At 69.2% G+C, this 18,468-nt stretch carries 15 protein-coding genes; 9 read left to right on the top strand and 6 right to left on the bottom strand.

Annotation, left to right across the window (positions count from 1 at the left end):
* Positions 1 to 30 precede the first annotated feature (30 nt).
* The 3 genes from AC1Z3O_RS20365 to AC1Z3O_RS20375 form a co-directional block, all read right to left on the bottom strand.
* Positions 31 to 1,599 carry a UxaA family hydrolase gene (locus AC1Z3O_RS20365; protein ID WP_483517695.1) on the bottom strand — a complete coding sequence of 523 codons (1,569 nt, stop codon included), beginning with the start codon at positions 1,597 to 1,599 and terminating at the stop codon, positions 31 to 33.
* Between the two features lie 26 nt (positions 1,600 to 1,625).
* A complete protein-coding gene (locus tag AC1Z3O_RS20370; protein ID WP_483517696.1) occupies positions 1,626 to 2,636 on the bottom strand; it encodes a Bug family tripartite tricarboxylate transporter substrate binding protein in 1,011 nt (336 codons plus the stop codon).
* 86 nt (positions 2,637 to 2,722) lie between these two features.
* Positions 2,723 to 3,877, bottom strand: a complete 1,155-nt coding sequence (locus tag AC1Z3O_RS20375; RefSeq protein ID WP_483517697.1) for a tartrate dehydrogenase — start codon at positions 3,875 to 3,877, stop codon at positions 2,723 to 2,725.
* Between the two features lie 96 nt (positions 3,878 to 3,973).
* Between AC1Z3O_RS20375 and AC1Z3O_RS20380 the strand changes: the two genes are divergently transcribed.
* Together AC1Z3O_RS20380 and AC1Z3O_RS20385 are read left to right on the top strand one after the other, a co-directional pair.
* Positions 3,974 to 4,903: a LysR substrate-binding domain-containing protein gene (locus tag AC1Z3O_RS20380; RefSeq protein ID WP_483517698.1), complete on the top strand. Its 930-nt coding sequence runs from the start codon at positions 3,974 to 3,976 to the stop codon at positions 4,901 to 4,903.
* Positions 4,904 to 5,026: 123 nt separating this feature from the next.
* Complete coding sequence (locus AC1Z3O_RS20385) at positions 5,027 to 5,233, top strand: dodecin (RefSeq protein WP_483517699.1); 207 nt, start codon at positions 5,027 to 5,029, stop codon at positions 5,231 to 5,233.
* Positions 5,234 to 5,249: 16 nt separating this feature from the next.
* On the opposite strand, the gene AC1Z3O_RS20390 is transcribed toward AC1Z3O_RS20385, so the two are convergent.
* Both AC1Z3O_RS20390 and AC1Z3O_RS20395 read right to left on the bottom strand, forming a co-directional pair.
* The gene (locus tag AC1Z3O_RS20390; RefSeq protein ID WP_483517700.1) at positions 5,250 to 6,032 is read right to left on the bottom strand and encodes a tetratricopeptide repeat protein; all 783 of its coding nucleotides are present in this window, start codon (positions 6,030 to 6,032) and stop codon (positions 5,250 to 5,252) included.
* A gap of 79 nt (positions 6,033 to 6,111) precedes the next feature.
* Complete coding sequence (locus AC1Z3O_RS20395) at positions 6,112 to 8,358, bottom strand: TonB-dependent receptor (RefSeq protein ID WP_483521865.1); 2,247 nt, start codon at positions 8,356 to 8,358, stop codon at positions 6,112 to 6,114.
* A gap of 368 nt (positions 8,359 to 8,726) precedes the next feature.
* Here AC1Z3O_RS20395 and AC1Z3O_RS20400 point away from each other — a divergent pair, with 368 nt between their 5' ends.
* The 7 genes from AC1Z3O_RS20400 (at position 8,727) to AC1Z3O_RS20430 (ending at position 17,960) form a co-directional block, all read left to right on the top strand.
* Positions 8,727 to 9,872, top strand: a complete 1,146-nt coding sequence (locus AC1Z3O_RS20400; RefSeq protein ID WP_483517701.1) for an exonuclease SbcCD subunit D — start codon at positions 8,727 to 8,729, stop codon at positions 9,870 to 9,872.
* On the top strand, positions 9,869 to 12,919 hold the full coding sequence (locus AC1Z3O_RS20405; protein ID WP_483517702.1) for an AAA family ATPase: 3,051 nt from the start codon (positions 9,869 to 9,871) through the stop codon (positions 12,917 to 12,919). Before AC1Z3O_RS20400 ends, AC1Z3O_RS20405 begins: the two co-directional genes overlap by 4 nt.
* A 348-nt stretch (positions 12,920 to 13,267) precedes the next feature.
* Positions 13,268 to 13,951, top strand: a complete 684-nt coding sequence (locus AC1Z3O_RS20410; RefSeq protein WP_483517703.1) for a 3-oxoacid CoA-transferase subunit A — start codon at positions 13,268 to 13,270, stop codon at positions 13,949 to 13,951.
* Between the two features lie 29 nt (positions 13,952 to 13,980).
* The gene (locus AC1Z3O_RS20415; RefSeq protein ID WP_483517704.1) at positions 13,981 to 14,628 is read left to right on the top strand and encodes a 3-oxoacid CoA-transferase subunit B; all 648 of its coding nucleotides are present in this window, start codon (positions 13,981 to 13,983) and stop codon (positions 14,626 to 14,628) included.
* 49 nt (positions 14,629 to 14,677) lie between these two features.
* The gene (gene pcaF / locus AC1Z3O_RS20420) at positions 14,678 to 15,880 is read left to right on the top strand and encodes a 3-oxoadipyl-CoA thiolase (protein WP_483517705.1); all 1,203 of its coding nucleotides are present in this window, start codon (positions 14,678 to 14,680) and stop codon (positions 15,878 to 15,880) included.
* A 263-nt stretch (positions 15,881 to 16,143) separates the two neighbouring features.
* On the top strand, positions 16,144 to 16,875 hold the full coding sequence (locus AC1Z3O_RS20425) for an SDR family NAD(P)-dependent oxidoreductase (protein ID WP_483517706.1): 732 nt from the start codon (positions 16,144 to 16,146) through the stop codon (positions 16,873 to 16,875).
* A 77-nt stretch (positions 16,876 to 16,952) separates the two neighbouring features.
* Positions 16,953 to 17,960 (top strand): Bug family tripartite tricarboxylate transporter substrate binding protein, encoded by a 1,008-nt coding sequence (locus AC1Z3O_RS20430; protein ID WP_483517707.1) that lies wholly within the window; start codon positions 16,953 to 16,955, stop codon positions 17,958 to 17,960.
* Between the two features lie 254 nt (positions 17,961 to 18,214).
* Here AC1Z3O_RS20430 and AC1Z3O_RS20435 read toward each other — a convergent pair whose 3' ends face one another.
* Entirely contained in the window at positions 18,215 to 18,427 is a 213-nt protein-coding gene (locus AC1Z3O_RS20435; protein WP_483517708.1) for a hypothetical protein, read from the bottom strand.
* Between the last annotated feature and the right edge of the window lie 41 nt (positions 18,428 to 18,468).

The following is an 18,468-nucleotide window of genomic DNA, read 5'->3' on the forward strand; positions in this document are numbered from 1 at the left end:
CAGGTGGCCGGCGCGATCCAGCGTCCGCGGTCAGCTGACGATGCCCAGGTGCCAGGGCACGAATTCGCCGTCGCCCAGGCCGAGAGCCTCGCTGCGGGTGGTCTCGCCCGAGGCGGCGCGCAGCAGGTGGGCGAAGATCTCCTCGCCCATCTGCTGCACCGTCAGCTCGCCGTCGAGCACGCGGCCGCAGTTGATGTCCATGTCCTCGCGCAGCCGCGTGAACATCGGCGTGTTGCTGGCCAGCTTCAGCGTGGGCGCGGGCTTGGAGCCGAACATCGAGCCGCGGCCGGTGGTGAACAGGATCATGTTGGCGCCGCTGGCGATCTGGCCGGTGACGGCGCAGGGATCGTAGCCCGGCGAATCCATGAAGACGAAGCCGGCGCGGTCGATCGGCTCGGCATACTCATACACTGCCTGCAGTGGCGTGGTGCCGCCTTTCATCGCCGAGCCGAGCGATTTCTCGAAGATATTGGCCAGGCCGCCTTGCTGGTTGCCCGGGCCCACCACGCCGTTGAACTGGCCGTTGTGCCCGCGCGTGTATTCCTTCCACCAGGCGATGCGGTCGAGCAGCTTCTGCCCGACCTCGGGCGTGACCGCGCGCCGCGTCAGCATATGCTCCACGCCGTAGATTTCGGGCGTCTCCGACAGGATGGCGGTGCCGCCGTGGCACACCAGGATGTCCATGGCGGCGCCTAGCGCGGGGTTGGCGGTGATGCCGGAGAAGCCGTCCGAGCCGCCGCATTCCAGGCCCACCTTGATGTGGCTGGCCGGCACCGTCCGGCGCACGGCCGCGTTAGCCAGCGGCAGCATCTCGCGCACCGCGGCCACGCCGGCCTCGATGGTGGCGCGCGTGCCGCCGGACTCCTGCATCACCAGCGTGCGCAGCATGGTGCCGCCCTCGCCATCGCGCAGTGCCTGCGAATCGACCAGGTCCGCGACCTGGTTGCGCTCGCAGCCCAGCCCGACGATCAGCACGCCGGCCAGGTTGGGATGGCGCGCATAGCCGGCGAGCGTGCGGCGCAGCACGTCGAAGTGCAGGCTGGGCGAGGACATGCCGCAGCCGCTGCTGTGCTGGAATGCGACCACGCCGTCGACGTTGGGATAGCCGGCCAGGCGTTCCGGCGTGAACCACTCGGCGATCTTGCGGATCACGGTGGCCGAGCAGTTGACCGAGGACAGGATGCCGATGTAGTTGCGCGTGCCCACGCGGCCGTCGGCGCGCACGATGCCCTGGAAGGTGGCGCGCGCATGCTCGGGCACGTAGTCGACGGGACGCACGTCCTGGCAGAAGGCCGGCTCGCGCTCGAACTCGACGAAGCGCAGGTTGTGCGCGTGCACGTGCTCGCCGGGCGCGATGTCGCGCGCGGCCAGCCCGATCACGGTGTCGTACTTGCGCACCGGCGTGCCGGCGGCGATCGCCTCGGCGGCGACCTTGTGGCCCGCCGGCACCTGCGCGCGCAGGCGCAGCGCCTGCCCGTCGAGCTCGACGCTCTGGCCGAGCGCCAGCGGTGCGCGCGCGATCACGATATTGTCGTGCGCGTGCAGGCGGATCAGTGCGCGCGAAAGGTCCTTGCGGGTGTCCTGGGTGGCGGTGGTCATCGGGCTTTCTTCGTGGTGTGCCGGGATCAGCCCAGCATCTCTTTGAGGTGGAGCCGTTCGATCAGCTTCTTCTCGTGCTCGTAGTTGTCGGCGACGAACTTGCGGTAGTCGTCGGCGTCCTGGTACATCACGATGGCGTCGATCTTCTCGCAGGCCGTCTTGAATTCCGTGCTGAGGATGGCGCGGCGCAGCGCCTCGCGCAGCTTCAGCGCGATCTTCGGATCCAGTCCGCGCGGCGCGCCGATGCCGTTGGGCGCGTCCATCACCACGTTGTAGCCGAGCTCCTTGAGCGTGGGCGTGCTGCTGAAGCGCGGCAGGCGCTGCGCACCCCAGGTGGCGAGCAGGCGCAGCTTGCCCTGCTCCACGTAGGGCGCCCAGGAGCTGGAGTCGGCCAGCAGGTCGACCTGGCCGCCGAGCAGGTCGGACAGCGCCGGCGCGCCGCCCTTGTAGGGGATGTGGTTGAGCTTGATGCCGGCGTTCAGCGCGAACTCCTCCATGCCCACATGGGTCTGGCCCGCCACGCCGGCGGTGGCGTAGTTCACCTTGCCGGGATTGGCGCGCGCGAAGGCGACCAGGTCGGCCAGTGACTTGAAGCGCGAATCGCTGCGCACCACCATGCCGAAGGTCTGCCCCGAGGCGCGTGCGAGATAGCTCAGGTCCTTGAGCGGGTCCATCTGCACCACGCCCAACTGCGAGAAGCGCGTCACCGACAGCGGGATCTGGCCGATGGTGTAGCCGTCGGGGCGGGCATTGGCCAGGGCCTTGGTGCCGATCATGCCCGAGGCGCCGGCGCGGTTGTCCACCACCACCGACTGGCCGAGCTCGCGCCCGACCAGCTGCATCAGCACGCGCATGGTCACGTCGGCCGTGCCGCCGGCCGGCCACGGGCAGATGAAGGTGATGGGGCGGGAAGGGTAGTCGCTATCGGCGGCCCGTGCGGACGCCAGCGGCAGCATGCCGGCGAGGGTGCCGGCAAGCGTGCCGGCGGCGCCGAGCAGCAGTTGCCGGCGCCCCGGCTTGAATGCGCGGTCTTGCATGTCTGTCTCCTGTGGGGGCCGTCGTTATGGTGGAGAGCGATGCCCTTGCGCCGCGGCCGCCCCCGGGCGGCGCAAGGGAGCGGGAGTCAGGCGGCCAGCGCGCCTGCCTCGCTGGCGGCGCGCACCAGGCGCGCGATGGCCTCGCCGACTTCAGTGGTGCTGGCGCCGCCGCCCAGGTCGGGCGTGCGCGGGCCCTGCGCCAGCACGGTCTCGATGGCTTGCACGATGGCGTCGTGCGCCTGGCGGAAGCGGGCGTCGGGCGCGCCGTCGGCGCTGTCCGCGGCACGCGCGCCGCCGAGGAAGTCCAGCATCATCGCGCCCGACCAGATCATGGCGATCGGGTTGGCGATGTTCTTGCCGTAGATGTCCGGTGCCGAGCCATGCACCGGCTCGAACAGCGAGGGGAAGCGGCGGTCCGGGTTCAGGTTGGCCGACGGCGCCAGGCCGATAGTGCCCGCGCAGGCGGGGCCCAGGTCGGACAGGATGTCGCCGAACAGGTTGGAGGCCACCACCACGTCGAAGCGCGTGGGCTGCAGCACGAAGCGCGCGGTCAGGATGTCGATGTGCTGGCGGTCCACGGTGACGTCGGGATAGTGCGCTGCCATGGCGTCGGTGCGCTCGTCCCAGTAGGGCATGCTGACGGCGATGCCGTTGGACTTGGTGGCCACGGTCAGGTGGCGGCGCTGGCGCGCGCGCGCCAGCTCGAAGGCGTAGCGCAGCACGCGGTCGGTGCCGACTCTGCTGAACACCGATTCCTGCAGCACCACCTCGCGCTCGGTACCCTCGAACATGCGGCCGCCCAGCGCGGTGTACTCGCCTTCGGTGTTCTCGCGTACTACGTAGAAGTCGATGTCGCCCGGCTTGCGGTTGGCCAGCGGGCAGGGCACGCCCTCGAACAGCCGCACCGGGCGCAGGTTGACGTACTGGTCGAATTCGCGCCGGAACTTGAGCAGCGAGCCCCACAGCGAGACATGGTCGGGCACCTTGTCGGGCCAGCCGACCGCGCCGAAGTACAACGCGTCGCAGCCTTCGAGCTGGGCGCGCCAGTCGGGCGGCATCATGGCGCCGGTCTGCAGGTAGTAGTCGCAGTGGGCCCAGTCGAAGTGGACGAATTCCAGCGCGAGCGAGAAGCGTTCGGCGGCGGCCGCGAGCACGCGCAGGCCTTCCGGCATCACTTCCTTGCCGATGCCGTCTCCGGGGATGACGGCGATGCGCAGCGGTGCCTTGGGGGTGTGGTTCATGGGGGAATCGCTTCAGGAAAGGAGAATCGGCGACCATGGTAAGTTGCGGCGGCCGGAATATAATCAGCCGAATCGTGAAGTGATAAAACACGATCCGTGAAGAATGAACTGCTTAACGAAGACCTGCGTGTCTTCATCGAGGTAGCCCGCCGCTCGAGCTTTTCCGCCGCCGCAGAGGCGCTCGGGGTGTCGCCGGCCTACATCAGCAAGCGCATCCAACTGCTGGAGGCGGCGCTTTCCGTGCGTCTGTTCCACCGCACCACGCGGCGCGTGGTGGTGAGTGAGGACGGCGAGCGTGTCTATGCCCTGGCCCAGCGCATCCTGGACGACATCGACCACCTGTTCGAGGAAGTGTCGAGTACGCGGCGCAATCCGCGCGGCCTGCTGCGCGTGTGCTCCAGCTTCGGCTTCGGGCGCAATGTGGTGGCGCCGGCCATCTCGCAACTGGTGCGGCAGTACCCGGCGCTGCAGGTGCGCTTCGAGGTCTTCGACCGTCTCGTCGATGTGGCGACCGAGGGCTTCGACCTCGATATCCGCGTGGGCGACGAGATCGCGCCGCATCACATCGCACGCCGTCTGGGCGCCAATCACCGCGTGCTGTGCGCGGCACCGTCCTACCTCGCGCGCCGCGGGCAGCCGCGCACGCTGGCCGAACTGGCCAGCCACGACTGCCTGGTGATCAAGGAGCGCGACCATCCCTTCGGGGTCTGGAAGCTGCGCGACGGCGGGGAGGAGCAGACCGTCAAGGTGACCGGTCCGTTGTCTTCCAACAACGGCGAGATCGTGGTGCGCTGGGCGGTGGACGGGCATGGCATCGCGCTGCGTTCGACCTGGGACGTGGGCCCGCTGCTGGCCAGCGGGGCCCTGGTGCAGCTGCTGCCCGACTACCGGCAGGACGCCAATATCTGGGCGGTCTATCCGTCGCGCCTGACCACCTCGGCCAAGATCCGCGTCTGCGTGGAGTTCTTCGAGGCCTACTTCCGGGAGCGGGATCCGGCCGCCGCCGGCCGGGCCGGGGTGGCATGATGCCAGCCCGGCTGGGCAATGTCCGCGGCGCTGCCTATCATGGAAACGGCGCGCGACCGTGCGCCATCACCCGCATTCCAGCCAAGAATCGCAGCCAGGATTCGCAGCCAAAACGAGGGCGCCATGTCAAACCATACCTACAAGCTGGTGGAGATCGTCGGTTCCTCACCGGAGGGCACGGACAAGGCCATCCGCAACGCCATCGCCAAGGCGAGCGAAACCATCAAGCACATCGACTGGTTCGAGGTGATCGAGACGCGCGGCCATATCGTCAATGACGATGTGGCGCACTTCCAGGTCACGCTGAAGGTCGGCTTCCGCGTCGACTGAGCGTCGAGCAAGGGATTCAGGCCGCACGGGCATTCGTGCCGTGCGGCATCGCTTCACACAGCCACGCGTGCATGCGGCGCAGCGCGGGATGCGGCGCGTCGCGCAGGAAATCCTGCGTCCGGGACAGAAAGGCTGGCGTCGCGCTGCGCGGCACCAGGCGGATCCATCGCGCGGCCTCGGCCTCCTGCCCGCCCAGCGCCAGCAGGCGTGCGTGGTTGAACTGGCCGCGAAAGTCACCGCCCTCGGCGGCGCGCCGGTAGTGGTCCGCGGCCTGGGCCAGATCCTGCTCCACCTCCCACCCATCTTCGTAAAAGCCGCCGATGATGTTGAGCGACTTGGCATGGCCGAGCGCGGCCGCGCGCCGGTACCAGGCCAGCGCCTGCGCGCGGTCCGCTGCGCTGCCGTTGCCGAGCACCAGGGCGGTGGCCAGGTTGTACATGCCCCAGTCCGATCCCCGCTCGGCGGCCAGCCGGTACCAGCGCGCGGCAGCGTGCGCATCCTGCAGCGTGCCCCATCCGTTCTCGTAGCAGCGCCCCACCAGGTTGGCCGCGCCCGCGTGGCCCGCGTGGGCGGCATGCTTGAACCAGGCGAAGGCGCGCGCCGCGTCGCGCGGCATCCCGCGGCCAGCCAGGAACCATTGGCCCAGCATGGCCTGTGCGTCGAGGTGGCCAGCCAGGGCCGCGGCGCCAAGCCAGGGCAGCGCGAGATGGGCGGGGCCGCATAGCTTGTCGCGCAGGGCTGGCGGGGTGAGCTGTTCGAGTTCGCCGGGCGTGGCGGTGCGGAAGGGCAGTTCGAGCATGGCGGGGAAAGTGAATGCCCCGGCCTTGCCGGGGCGGGCGAGGCCGGGGCGCCGGGCACGCGCTGGCGCGTGCCGCCGGTCAGTAGCGCACGTTGGCGCTGAAGATGAAGGCGCGGCCAGGTGCGATCGAGGCGTAGTGCGATGCGTAGGCCTGGTTGTAGTAGACCTTGTCGCTCAGGTTCTGCACATTGAGTTGCAGCGCCAGGTTCTTGTTGACCCGGTAGGAGGCCATGGCGTCGAAGCGCCAGTACGAGGGGACCCATTTGTTGGTCGACTCATTGCCCCAGACCTTGGACACGTAGTAGGCGCCGCCGCCGATGGTCAGCTTCGGCAGTACCTCGTAGGTGGTCCACAGGCTGAAGCTGTCGTCCGGCGTGTTGGGGAAGGAGGTGCCGTTGGCGAGACCGAACTCGGCACCCGCGCCGCCGGCATTGCGCAGTTCGCTCTTCAGGTGGGTATAGCCGCCGAACACCGCCCACTTGTCGGTGACGTTGCCGGCGAAGCCCAGCTCGAAGCCATCCACCCGCTTGTCCCCGACTGCCGCGACGGTGCCGTTCTGCATCGTGATGCGGGCATTGCTGGTGTCGATGCGGAACAGCGCGGCAGTCAGGGCCAGGCGGCGCTGCAGCACGTCCCACTTGGCGCCCAGTTCGAAGGCGCGGTTCTTCTCGGGCGCGAGCTGGTTGCCGACATTGCCTTTGCGGTCAGGCCCGAGCGCATTGCCGTCACTGCCCTGGGTCAGGAAGGAGCCGGCCGGCGTGGATGAGGTGCCGTACGACGCGTACAGGCTGACGGTCTCAATTGGCTTGAAGACGATGCCGAGCTGGTAGTTGAACAGGTTGTCCGTGCGCCCGAAGTCGGAGCGCAGGCCGGTCTTGGCATCCACCCCGCTGGTGAAGTTGGCATCGTAATGGTCGTAGCGGATGCCGCCGTTGACCAGCCAGTGCTTGCTCAGCTCGACCGAGTCGAACAGGTAGACCGAGGCCGTGTTGGTCTTCGAGTTGGTCGGGTTGTTGACGCGCGAGATGCTGCCCGCCCACGGATCGTTCGGATTCGGGTTGAGCAGCGTGGTGCAGTTGTAGCCGCCGGCGGCGCCGGGGCCGTTGGGGCAGCGGTTGCTGCCGGTGGCCACGTTGTAGCTGTCGTTCTCGCTCTTCTCCTGGGAGAACTCGAAGCCGAAGGCGTACTTGTGCCTGGCGAAGCCGGTCTGCACGGTGCCGAACAGGTCGGTCTGGTTGGCGATGGTGTTGACGGTGCTCACGCGCGTATTGGCGCGGCGCCAGACCATGCCGTAGTAGATATTGCCCTGGCTGTCGTCAGGCTGGGTCCAGATGTAGTCCTGGTGGGTGCGGGCAATGCGCGTCTGGTTGCGCAAGCGGAGCGCCGGGCTGAAATCGTGCTCGAAGCGGATCGTGCCCATGTCCGCCTGGTCCTTGCGGAAATCGCGGTCGGCGAGGCCGTAATAGGTGTTGCGCGGCACGTTGACCGGCGAGCCATCGCCCGGGAAGCTGGTGCGGGGACGGCCATCCGTGCGCGCGTTGAAGGTGGGGTTGTTGTACGGAATCCCGGTGTCCGGGATGTCGTTGGACTGCATGTGGTAGTACGACAGCGTCAGGCGCGTGTCGGTGCCCAGGCCGAAGGCGATGCTCGGCGCGATGCCCCAGCGGCTCTGCTTGGTCACGTCGCGGCCGGGCACCTCCTGGTCGTGGGCCATGGCGTTGAGGCGGAATGCCGCATGCTCGGAAAACTGCCAGTTGCCGTCGACTGTAGCGCGCTTGTAGTCGGCATTGCCCAGGCTGACGTTGCCCTCGGCGAAGTTCTCCAGGCGCGGCGCCTTGCTGGTGATGTTGATGCTGCCGCCGGCCGAGCCGCGGCCGTCATAGGCGCCGGCCGGGCCCTTGCTCACTTCCACGGTTTCGACGTTGAAGAGTTCGCGCGACTGCGAGCCGATGTCGCGGAAGCCGTCGAGGAAGGTGCTGGCCTGCGCGTCATAGCCGCGGATGAAGGGGCGGTCGCCCACCGGGTTGCCGCCTTCGCCGGCACCGAAGGCGATGCCGGGCACGGTACGCAGCACGTCGGTGAGGCTGGTCGAGGCGGTGCTCTGGATCACCTCCTGCGGGATCACGGTGATCGAGCGCGGCGTGTCGAGCAGCTTTTCGGGGGTCTTGATCGAGGACGTGGTCTCGGGCTTGAAGCCACTTTCGGTCGCGCCGCTGACCGTCACGGGCGGCAGCTCGGCCGCGGCCACCGTGGTGCTGCCGGCCTGCTGCGCGGCGACCGGGGTGGCCGCCACCGCGATGCCAACGGCGCCGGAGAGACGTGGAATGGAATTGGTCTTCTTGCATCTTCTGACAACGGCTGTGGTCTGCACGATCCTTTCCCTGGCTTCAAATAGTTATTGTTGCGAATGAGAAGGATTATCATTTGCGTCGTGGATGTTAGTCAAGCAATACATCCAGGGCGATCCAGGGCGGTTGTGTCAGGAGTATTGCGGCTCAGTTACGAGACCCGGGCGAGGTTTCGTGATCGGTACGGAGAGGAAGGGGCGGCCCGCGTGGAGCGGGTCCCCGAAACCACGCACCCTGAGCCGCGTCCCCTGAACCGTGCCCGAACGCCGGCCCGGCCGGGCGCGACGCTATGATGCGCACTGGCGTGTTGCGGCATCGCCGCACCCATCAAGCATCAGGAGTCAGATTGCGTTTCCTACACACCGCCGACTGGCATCTCGGCCGGCTATTCCACGCGCGCAGCCTGGTCGAGGACCAGGCCCATGTGCTCGACCAGTTCGTCACGCTGGTGCGCGAACTGCGCCCCGACGCCGTGTTGCTGGCCGGCGACGTCTATGACCGGGCGGTTCCCCCGCCCGAGGCCGTGGCCCTGCTCGACAACGTGCTGGCGCGCATCGTGGTCGGCTTGCGCGTGCCCGTGGTCATGATCGCGGGCAATCACGACAATGCGCAGCGCCTCGCCTTCGGCGCGCGGCTGATGCAGGAGCAGGGCCTGCATGTGGCGGGGCTCGTCACGCGCGAGCCGCTGCGCATCACCTTGCGCGATGCCGATGGCGATGTGTGCATCTACGCCTTGCCCTATGCCGAGCCGGCCCTGGTGCGCGACGCCTTCGGCACCGAGCCGGCCGGACACGAGGCGGCGCTGGTCACGCAGCTCGATGCCATCCGCGCCGCGCATCCGCCGGGCACGCGTTCGGTGGTGGTCGGCCACGCCTTCGTGGTCGGCGGCGCGGCCAGCGAGTCGGAGCGGCCCTTGTCGGTCGGTGGCAGCGGGGCGGTGGCGGCGAGCGTGTTCGACGGCTTCGACCTGGTTGCCCTGGGACACCTGCACCGGCCGCAGACGCTTGGCGAGCGCATTCGTTACGCGGGCTCTCTGCTGAAGTACTCGGTATCGGAGGCGGCCCACGCCAAGTCGGTGTCCCTGATCGAACTGGGCGGCGACGGCAGCGTGCGCATCGAGCCGATCGCGCTCAAGCCGCGACGCGACCTGCGCGTGCTGCAGGGCGAGCTCGCCGCGCTGGTGGCGGCCGGCGCCGACGATCCGGCGCGCGACGATTACATCCATGCCGTGCTGACCGATACGGGTGCGCTGCTCGATCCGATGGCGCGCTTGCGCCAGGCCTATCCGAACACGCTCGCGCTGGAGCGCGCCGTGCTGGCGCGCTCAGGCGCCGCCGCCGCGGCAGGGCGCCGCCTGCGCGAACTCGACACCGCCACGCTGTTCGCCGATTTCTTCCGCGAAGTGACCGATGCCGATATGGATGCCGGCCAGCGCCAGGCGCTGGTGCAGGCCCTGGACAGCCTGCAGGCCGAGTCGGGAGCCGGCGCATGAGACCGTTGAAGCTGGCCATGCAGGCCTTCGGCCCCTTCGCTGCGCGCGAGGCCATCGATTTCACGCAGCTGGGCGAGCACGCCTTCTTCCTGATCCACGGGCCCACCGGCGCGGGCAAGACCACCGTTCTCGACGCGATCTGCTTCGCCTTGTACGGCGATACCTCGGGCGGCGAGCGCAGCGCGCAGGACATGCGCAGCGCCAACGCCGCAGCCGGGCTGCGCTGCGAGGTCGAGCTCGAGTTCTCGCTCGGCGCGCAGCGCTACCGCATCGTCCGTTCGCCGGCGCAGGAGCGGCCCAAGCTGCGCGGCGACGGCACGGTCAAGGAGACCGCCAAGGCGCAGCTCGATGCCTTCGAGAGCGGCGCTTGGCTCAGCAAGGCTAGCCAGCCCGGTAAGGTGGATGACTACGTGAAGGGCTTGCTCGGTTTTGACAGCAGCCAGTTCCGTCAGGTGATCGTGCTGCCGCAGGGGCGCTTCCGCGAACTGTTGACGGCCGACTCCAAGACCCGTCAGGCCATCCTCGAGCGCCTGTTCCGCACCGAGCTGTATCGCCGCGTGGAAGATCTCCTCAAGGTGCAGGCACTCGAGCTGCGGCGCGATGCCGAACGGGTGGAGATCCGGCGCACGGAATTGCTGCAGCAGCATGGCCTTGAGAACCTGGAGGCGCTCGAGGCGCGCCTGGCGGAGTCGGCATGCCAGGCCAATGCCTTGCGCGAACGCGACGGCGCCGCGCGCACCGCGTTGGCGCTGGCGGGGCTGCACCTGCAACAAGGCGAGCATGCTGCCGCGGCACTCGCCGAGTCGGCGCAGGCGCAGGCAGCCCTCGCCGCCCTGCAAGCAGGGCAGGCGGAGTGCGATGCCAAGCGCCAGCGCGCACGCGCCGCGCGCCAGGCCATGTCGGTCGCGCCCGTCCTGCAGCGCTTGCGCGCGACGCAGGCGCTGGACCAGCGCGCTGCGCAGGCGGCGGCCGATGCCGCGGCTGCGCTGGCGCGGCAAGAGGCCGGCGCGCACGCCGCCGCAGCCGCCCTGGCGGCCGAGCGCGCGCGCGATCCGGTGCGCCAGCAGGCGCAGCAACAGGTGGCTTGGCTGGAGGGTGTACTCCCCCATGCCCGCCGGCTGGGCGAATTGCGCGATGCCCTGGCAGCCGCCCAGGCAGCCCAGGCGCAGGCCGTGGCAGCGCACGAGCGCGCCGGGGCCGTGCGCCGGCAGCACGAGTCGGCATTGCGTCAGGCCGAGTCAGCGCTAGAGGCTGCGCGCGGTGTTGCCGCCGGTGTCGAAGCCGCTGCATTGAAGCTGGATGCCGCACGCCAGCGTGCCGCCTTGCTGGCGCAGCATGGCGAGGCCAGCGGGGCCTGCCAGCAAGCGCTGGCGCGCCGGGCCGAGCGAGCGGCGCGGGAGCAGGAGGCCGGCAATGCGCTGCAGGCGGCGCGCAACGCGCTGCGCGAGACCGAGGCCGCCTGGCTGGCTGGCCAGGCGGGTCGCCTGGCCGCTGCGCTGCACGAGGGCGATCCCTGCCCTGTCTGCGGCAGTACGGCACATCCCACGCCGGCGTTGCCGCTCGAGGCCGCGGTGGCCGACGCCGCGCTCGATGCGGCACGTGCGCGCGTGGAGCAGGCCGAGCAGGACATGCGCGCTGCCAGCGCGGCCGCGCAGTCGGCGCAGGCGGATCTGCTGGCGGCCCAGGCACGGCTCGGGGAACTGGAGCGCGCGGCCGGCGACGTGTCCGCCGACGCTGCCCGCTCGCTCGCCCTGCAGGCCGAGGCGCAGGCCCAGGCCCTGGCGCAAGCACGCGCGGCCGCCACCCAGGCCGAAACGCTGGGCGCGAGCGTGGCGGCGCAGCGGGAGGCGCTGAGCCGGGCGGAGACGGCGCTGGCCGCGGCAGACGGCGCCGCGCGACAAGCCTCGGATCTGTCGGCCCGGCGCCAAGGGGAGTGGAGCGCAGCGTGCGAGCACGTGCCGGAGGCACAGCGCGATGCCGAGGCCGTGGCGCGCGCGCTGCAGGCTGCGCGCGCGGAGCTGGCGGCGGCCGAAGCCGCGCTGCAGGATGCGCTGGCCGCCGAGCGCCAGGCCACAGCGGCCCAGGCCGCGGCCAGCGCCGCCCATGCGGCGGCGCGCGACGAGGCCGGGCGCCAGGCGGAGCAATTCGGGCTGGCGCGCGAGGCTTTCGAGCAGGCCCTGGCGAAGGCGGGGTTTGCCTCGGCCGAGGCGCTGGAGGCGGCCAGCATGGAGCCCGCCCGGCTCGACGCGCTCGAGGCGGAACTGCGGGCCTTCGACCTGGCGCTGGCGGCCGCCGCCGACCGGCAGGCGCGCGCGGCCGAGGCGGCGTCGCGGCACCAGGCGCCTGACCTGGAGGGGCTGCGTGCCGAGCGGGCCCGCTCGCAGGCGGCGCTGGAGACCCTGGTCGCCGAGCAGGCGGCGCTGGCAAGAGTCGAGCAGAGCCTGCTCGCTTGCCGTCAGCGGCTGCAGGAACTGGCTGCCGAGGCGGGCGGCATCGAGTCCCGTTTCGCCATCCTGGGCCGGCTGGCCGAGGTGGCCGGCGGCAACAACCCGCGTCGCATGAGCTTCCAGCGCTTCGTGCTGGCGACCTTGCTGGACGAAGTGCTGGAAGCCGCGTCCTTGCGCCTGGTGCGCATGAGCCGCGGCCGCTATGAACTGCAGCGCGTGCGCGAGCAGGGCGACAAGCGCGTGGCCGGCGGGCTCGACCTGGAGGTGTTCGATCACGACACCGGCCTGCCGCGGCCGGCCAGCACGCTGTCCGGCGGCGAAGGCTTCCTGGCCTCGCTGTCGCTAGCGTTGGGGCTGGCCGACGTGGTGCAGTCGCGGGCTGGCGGGATCCAGCTCGATACGCTATTTGTGGATGAGGGCTTCGGCACGCTCGACCCCGAGAGCCTGGATTTCGCCATCCGCACGCTGCTGGACCTGCAGCAGGCGGGGCGCCTGGTGGGCGTGGTCTCGCATGTCAGCGAGCTGCGTGAGCGCATCGACGTGCGGCTGGAGATCCGGCCAGGGGCGGAGGGCAGCCGCGCGGTCCTGCGGCTGCCTTGACCTTGCTTCTGCAGCGTGCCTCGGCAGCGCGGTGACGAGCCGCGCGCATTGCCGCCGGCCGCTTGCAGGTGCCTGCACCCGGCTGCGGGCCGGGCAGGCCGGAGGATGGGGTGGGTGGCGGGCACTACGCTTGACCCTCACCCCTGTCAAGCGTACTATGTTCATTCAGCGAATTCAAGTTCGCAATTAGAACAAATACAGGCAAGACCTGCTGGTGGGTGTTCTGCCACGTCCGCAAGGGCTGCCGGCAGGACGAATCGCCCGGCGAAGACCTCCGGAGACAGTATTGCGCGCCGCACAGCGGCGGCTTCCGGCTGGCTGAGCGGGGCTTTCCAAACAGGAACGCAAGTGATCAATAAGATATTCGACTCGGTGGAAGCGGCGGTTGCCGGCATCCACGACGGCGCCACCATCCTGATCGGCGGCTTCGGCCTGGCCGGCATGCCCGCCGAGCTGATCGACGCGCTGATCGCCCAGGGCGCGCGCGACCTGACCATCGTCAACAACAACGCCGGCAATGGCGACACGGGCCTGGCGGCGCTGCTGAAGGCCAAGCGCGTGCGCAAGATCGTCTGCTCCTTCCCGCGCCAGGCAGATTCCTACGTGTTCGACTCGCTCTTTCACGCGGGCGAGATCGAGCTCGAACTGGTGCCGCAGGGCAACCTGGCCGAGCGCATCCGCGCCGCCGGCGCCGGCATCGGCGGCTTCTTCACCCGTACCGCCTATGGCACGCCGCTGGCCGAGGGCAAGGAAACCCGCATCATCAACGGCCAGGGCTATGTGTTCGAGACGCCCATCCATGCCGACTTCGCCCTGATCAAGGCCGACCTCGCCGACCGCTGGGGCAACCTCACCTACCGCAAGACCGCGCGCAACTTCGGCCCGATCATGGCCATGGCCGCCAAGTGCGCCATCGTGCAGGTCAACAAGGTGGTGGAGCTGGGCGAGCTGGATCCCGAGCACATCGTCACGCCGGGCCTGTTCGTCAAGCGTGTCGTCCAGGTGGACTGCGGTCCCACCCGCATTTCCTGACCAAGCCTGAGAGCGAAAGGAGAACCGATATGCAACGCCTCACCCGCGATCAGATGGCTGCACGCGTAGCCAAGGACATTCCCGACGGTGCCGTGGTCAACCTCGGCATCGGCCTGCCCACCCTGGTGGGCAACCAACTGCCCGCCGACCGCGAGATCCTGCTGCACAGCGAGAACGGCCTGCTAGGCATGGGGCCCGCGCCCGCAGCCGGCCAGGAAGACGGCGACCTGATCAACGCCGGCAAGCAGCCTGTCACGCTCAAGCCGGGCGGCTCGTACTTCCACCACGCGGATTCCTTCGCCATGATGCGCGGCGGCCACCTCGACTTCTGCGTGCTGGGCGCCTTCCAGGTCTCCGAGAAGGGCGACCTGGCCAACTGGCACACCGGCGCGCCGGGCGCGATCCCCGCAGTGGGCGGCGCCATGGACCTGGCGAGCGGCGCCAAGCAGGTCTTTGTGATGATGGAGCACCAGACCAAGAAGGGCGAAAGCAAGATCGTGCCGCAGTGCACCTATCCGCTGACCGGCATCGCTTGCGTCACCCGCATCTACACCGACCTGGCTACCATTGACGTGACGGCCGACGGCCTGGTCGCGCGCGACCTGGTCGAGGGCCTGTCCTTCGAGGAACTGCAGCGCCTGACCGGCGTGCCCCTGAAGCAGGGCGCCGCCGCCTGAGCGGTGCGCCCCGGCATACACGACAACCAAACGAGACGAGAGACGAGACATGACCGAAGCCTTTATCTGCGACGCCATCCGTACCCCCATCGGCCGCTACGGCGGCAGCCTGTCCGCGGTGCGTCCGGACGACCTGGGCGCAGTGCCGCTGAAGGCGCTGATGGCGCGCAATCCGAACGTGGACTGGAGCGCCATCGACGACCTGATCTACGGCAACGCCAACCAGGCCGGCGAGGACAACCGCAACGTCGCGCGTATGTCGCTGCTGCTGGCGGGCCTGCCGCAAGCTGTACCGGGCGCCACCATCAACCGCCTGTGCGGTTCGGGCATGGATGCCACCGGCACCGCCGCGCGCGCCATCAAGGCGGGCGAGGCCGGCCTGATGATCGCCGGCGGCGTGGAAAGCATGAGCCGCGCCCCCTTCGTGATGGGCAAGGCCAGCAGCGCCTTCTCGCGCGATGCGCAGATCTTCGACACCACCATCGGCTGGCGCTTCATCAACCCGGCCATGCGTGCTGCCTACGGCGTGGACTCGATGCCCGAGACCGCCGAGAACGTCGCCACTGACTACAAGATCAGCCGTGAAGACCAGGACCTGATGGCGCTGCGCAGCCAGGAGAAGGCTTCGCGCGCGCAGGCCGACGGCACGTTGGCACAGGAAATCACCGCCGTCACGATCCCGCAGAAGAAGGGCGATGCGATCGTGGTGGAGCGCGACGAGCACCCGCGCGCCACCAGCATGGAAGCGCTGGCCAAGCTCAAGGGCGTGGTGCGCCCGGACGGCACCGTGACCGCCGGCAATGCCTCCGGCGTCAACGACGGCGCCTGCGCGCTGCTGCTGGCCAGCGAAGCGGCAGCGAAGCAGCATGGCCTGACGCCCAAGGCACGCATCGTCGGTATGGCCACGGCTGGCGTGGCACCGCGCGTGATGGGCATCGGCCCGGCACCGGCCACGCAGAAGCTGATGAAGCAGCTCGGCATGACGCTGGACCAGATCGATGTGATCGAGCTGAACGAAGCGTTTGCCGCGCAGGGCCTGGCCGTGCTGCGCGAACTGGGCGTGCGTGACGACGATCCCCGCGTCAACCCCAACGGCGGCGCCATCGCCCTGGGCCACCCGCTGGGCATGAGCGGCGCGCGCCTGGTGACCACTGCGATGTACCAGCTGCACCGCACCGGCGGCCGCTACGCGCTGTGCACAATGTGCATCGGCGTGGGCCAGGGCATCGCGATGGTGATCGAGCGCGTCTGACGCGCGGGGCGGACCGCTTGCCCGAAGGCGACCGGTCCGCGCTAAACCTGGCTGGCGCGATGCCGTTAGTTGTGCTGTTAGTCAGGAGGATCCGATCGGTCTGATCGATCGGGTCCAGCGGATCCAGTGGATCCGGCGGTAGCCAACGCATTGCACTGCGCCTTCCCCGGCGAGTGAACCCAGGCGGCGGGGCCGACCGGCTCGCCGGCCCGCCGCGCCTTCTCTCAGCATTGCCCGGCACCCTTGCCGGTGTGGAGTACAAGATGTCTCTTCCCGTTGCCACGCTGGTCACCGGCGGCAGTTCCGGAATCGGCCGCGCCATCTGCGAGATGCTGCTGGCGGACGGCGTGACCCAGGTGGTCAATGTCGACTACGCCGAACCGAGCTGGTCGCATCCGAACATGACATTCTTCCAGGCCGACCTGACCGATGCCGCCGCCACGCGCGCGGTTGGCGAGCAGGTGTGTGAGCGCTTCGCCGTCACGCGCCTGGTCAACAATGCCGGCGCCACGCGGCCCGGCACCATCGACACCGCCACGCTGGACGACCTCGACTACGTGGTGGGCCTGCACCTGCAGGCCAGCATGCTGCTGATCCAGGCCTGCCTGCCGGCCATGCGTGCCGCGGGCTTCGGCCGCATCGTGCAGATGGCTTCCCGCGCCGCGCTGGGCAAGACCGAGCGCGTGGTCTACTCGGCCACCAAGGCCGGCATGATCGGCATGGCGCGCACGCTGGCCATGGAACTCGGCGGCGATGGCATCACCGTCAACGCCGTGGCGCCCGGTCCGATCGCCACCGAGCTGTTCCGCCGCAGCAATCCGGAGGGCAGCGAACGGACCAAGCGCATTCTCGCGAGCATCGCGGTGAAGCGCATGGGGACGCCGGAGGACGTGGCACGCGCCGCGCTGTTCTTCCTGTCGCCCGACAACGGCTTCGTCACCGGACAGGTTCTCTATGTCTGTGGCGGAACGACCCTGGGCGTGGCGCCTGTCTGAAGAAGACCGCCAGCCCGACACTGTGGTCCGCCTTTCATAAGAGGGCGGACCGGCATAACAATATCAGGAGCATGTTCATGAGTTTCGAGTCCCAAACCTCGAAGGCGCGCCGGCGCCTGCTGGCAGCCGGCATGGCGCTTGCGGCCTCCTTTGCCGGCGTGGCCGGGTCGGCCTTTGCGCAGGGCGGCTACCCCACCAAGCCGATCACGCTGGTCGTGCCGTTCTCGGCAGGCGGCACCACCGACATCCTGGCACGCATCGTCGGCCTGCAACTGAGCAAGTCGCTCGGCCAGCCGGTGGTGATCGACAACCGTCCGGGCGCCGGCGGCAATATCGGCGCGGCGCTGGCGGCCAAGGCGCCGGGCGACGGCTACACCCTGTTCATGGGCACCATCGGCACGCACGCGATCAACCAGTCGCTCTACGCCAGGCTGCCGTATGACCCGGTCAAGGACTTCGCGCCGATCACCCGCGTGGCCATGGTGCCGAACGTGGTGGTGGTGAACCCGAAGGTGCCGGCGCAGAACATCAAGGAACTGATCGCCTATGCCAAGGCGAACCCGGACAAGCTGTCCTTCGGTTCCTCGGGCAGCGGTTCGTCGATGCACCTGTCGGGTGAATTGTTCAATGCGATGACCGGCCTGCACATCCAGCACGTTCCGTACAAGGGCAGCGCCCCCGCCGTGAACGACCTGCTGGGCAACCAGATCGGCCTGATGTTCGACAACCTGCCTTCGTCCTACCCGCATATCAAGGCCGGCCAACTGCGCGCGCTCGCCGTGACCTCCGCCAAGCGCTCGCCCGCCCTGCCCAACGTGCCGACCGTGGCGGAAGCCGGGGTGCCGGGCTACGAGGCGACTTCCTGGTTCGCGCTGTATGCCACCGCTGGCACGCCGCAGCCGATCATCGACCGCCTCAACACGGAAGTGGTGAAGATCCTGCAGAAGCCCGAGGTGCAGAAGCAACTGGCCGAGCAGGGTGCCGAGGCGCATCCCGAGAAGCCCGCCGACCTGGCCAACTTCATGAAGTCGGAAGCGGCCAAGTGGTCCAAGGTGGTCAAGTCGTCCGGGGCCACCGTCGGCTGATCCTGGCGGCCTTGTGGCAAGAACCCGAAGCCGGCGCATTGCGCCGGCTTTTTTCTTGTCCCGCGCAACACGAAGAAAATGCCCGCGGACCTCGCGGGCTGAATCCTGGCCCAGAGGGCAGGCGGAGACATGGTGGCGCCACGGTCCGGCGCCATATTCATGCGATAGCGCCCGGTGTCATGTGCGCAATGACCGCAGCCGGGAATCGGGGAGCCAATCGGGGCGCCAGGTAGTACGGCGCCTCCAGCCGGGCGTCAGATCGTATATCTGACGACTTGTTCCTCCACGCCCACGAAGCGCACGAGTATGCGCAATCCGCTCGGGTATTCCTTGATATGGAGCCCCTCGGGCGTGTCGGGCAGGCGGTAGTAGACCGGGGCTGCTTCCCGAGCAGCATTGGCCGGCACCGCGCGGCTGTCGGGTTCCCAAGCGGCAGTGCCATTTGCTTGGTGTTGAAATCCGGTCATGCAGGGCTCCTGGCGATGGGCACGCCCGATACCAAGGCCGG

The sequence above is a fragment of the Cupriavidus sp. 09_S30 genome, assembly GCF_056930435.1.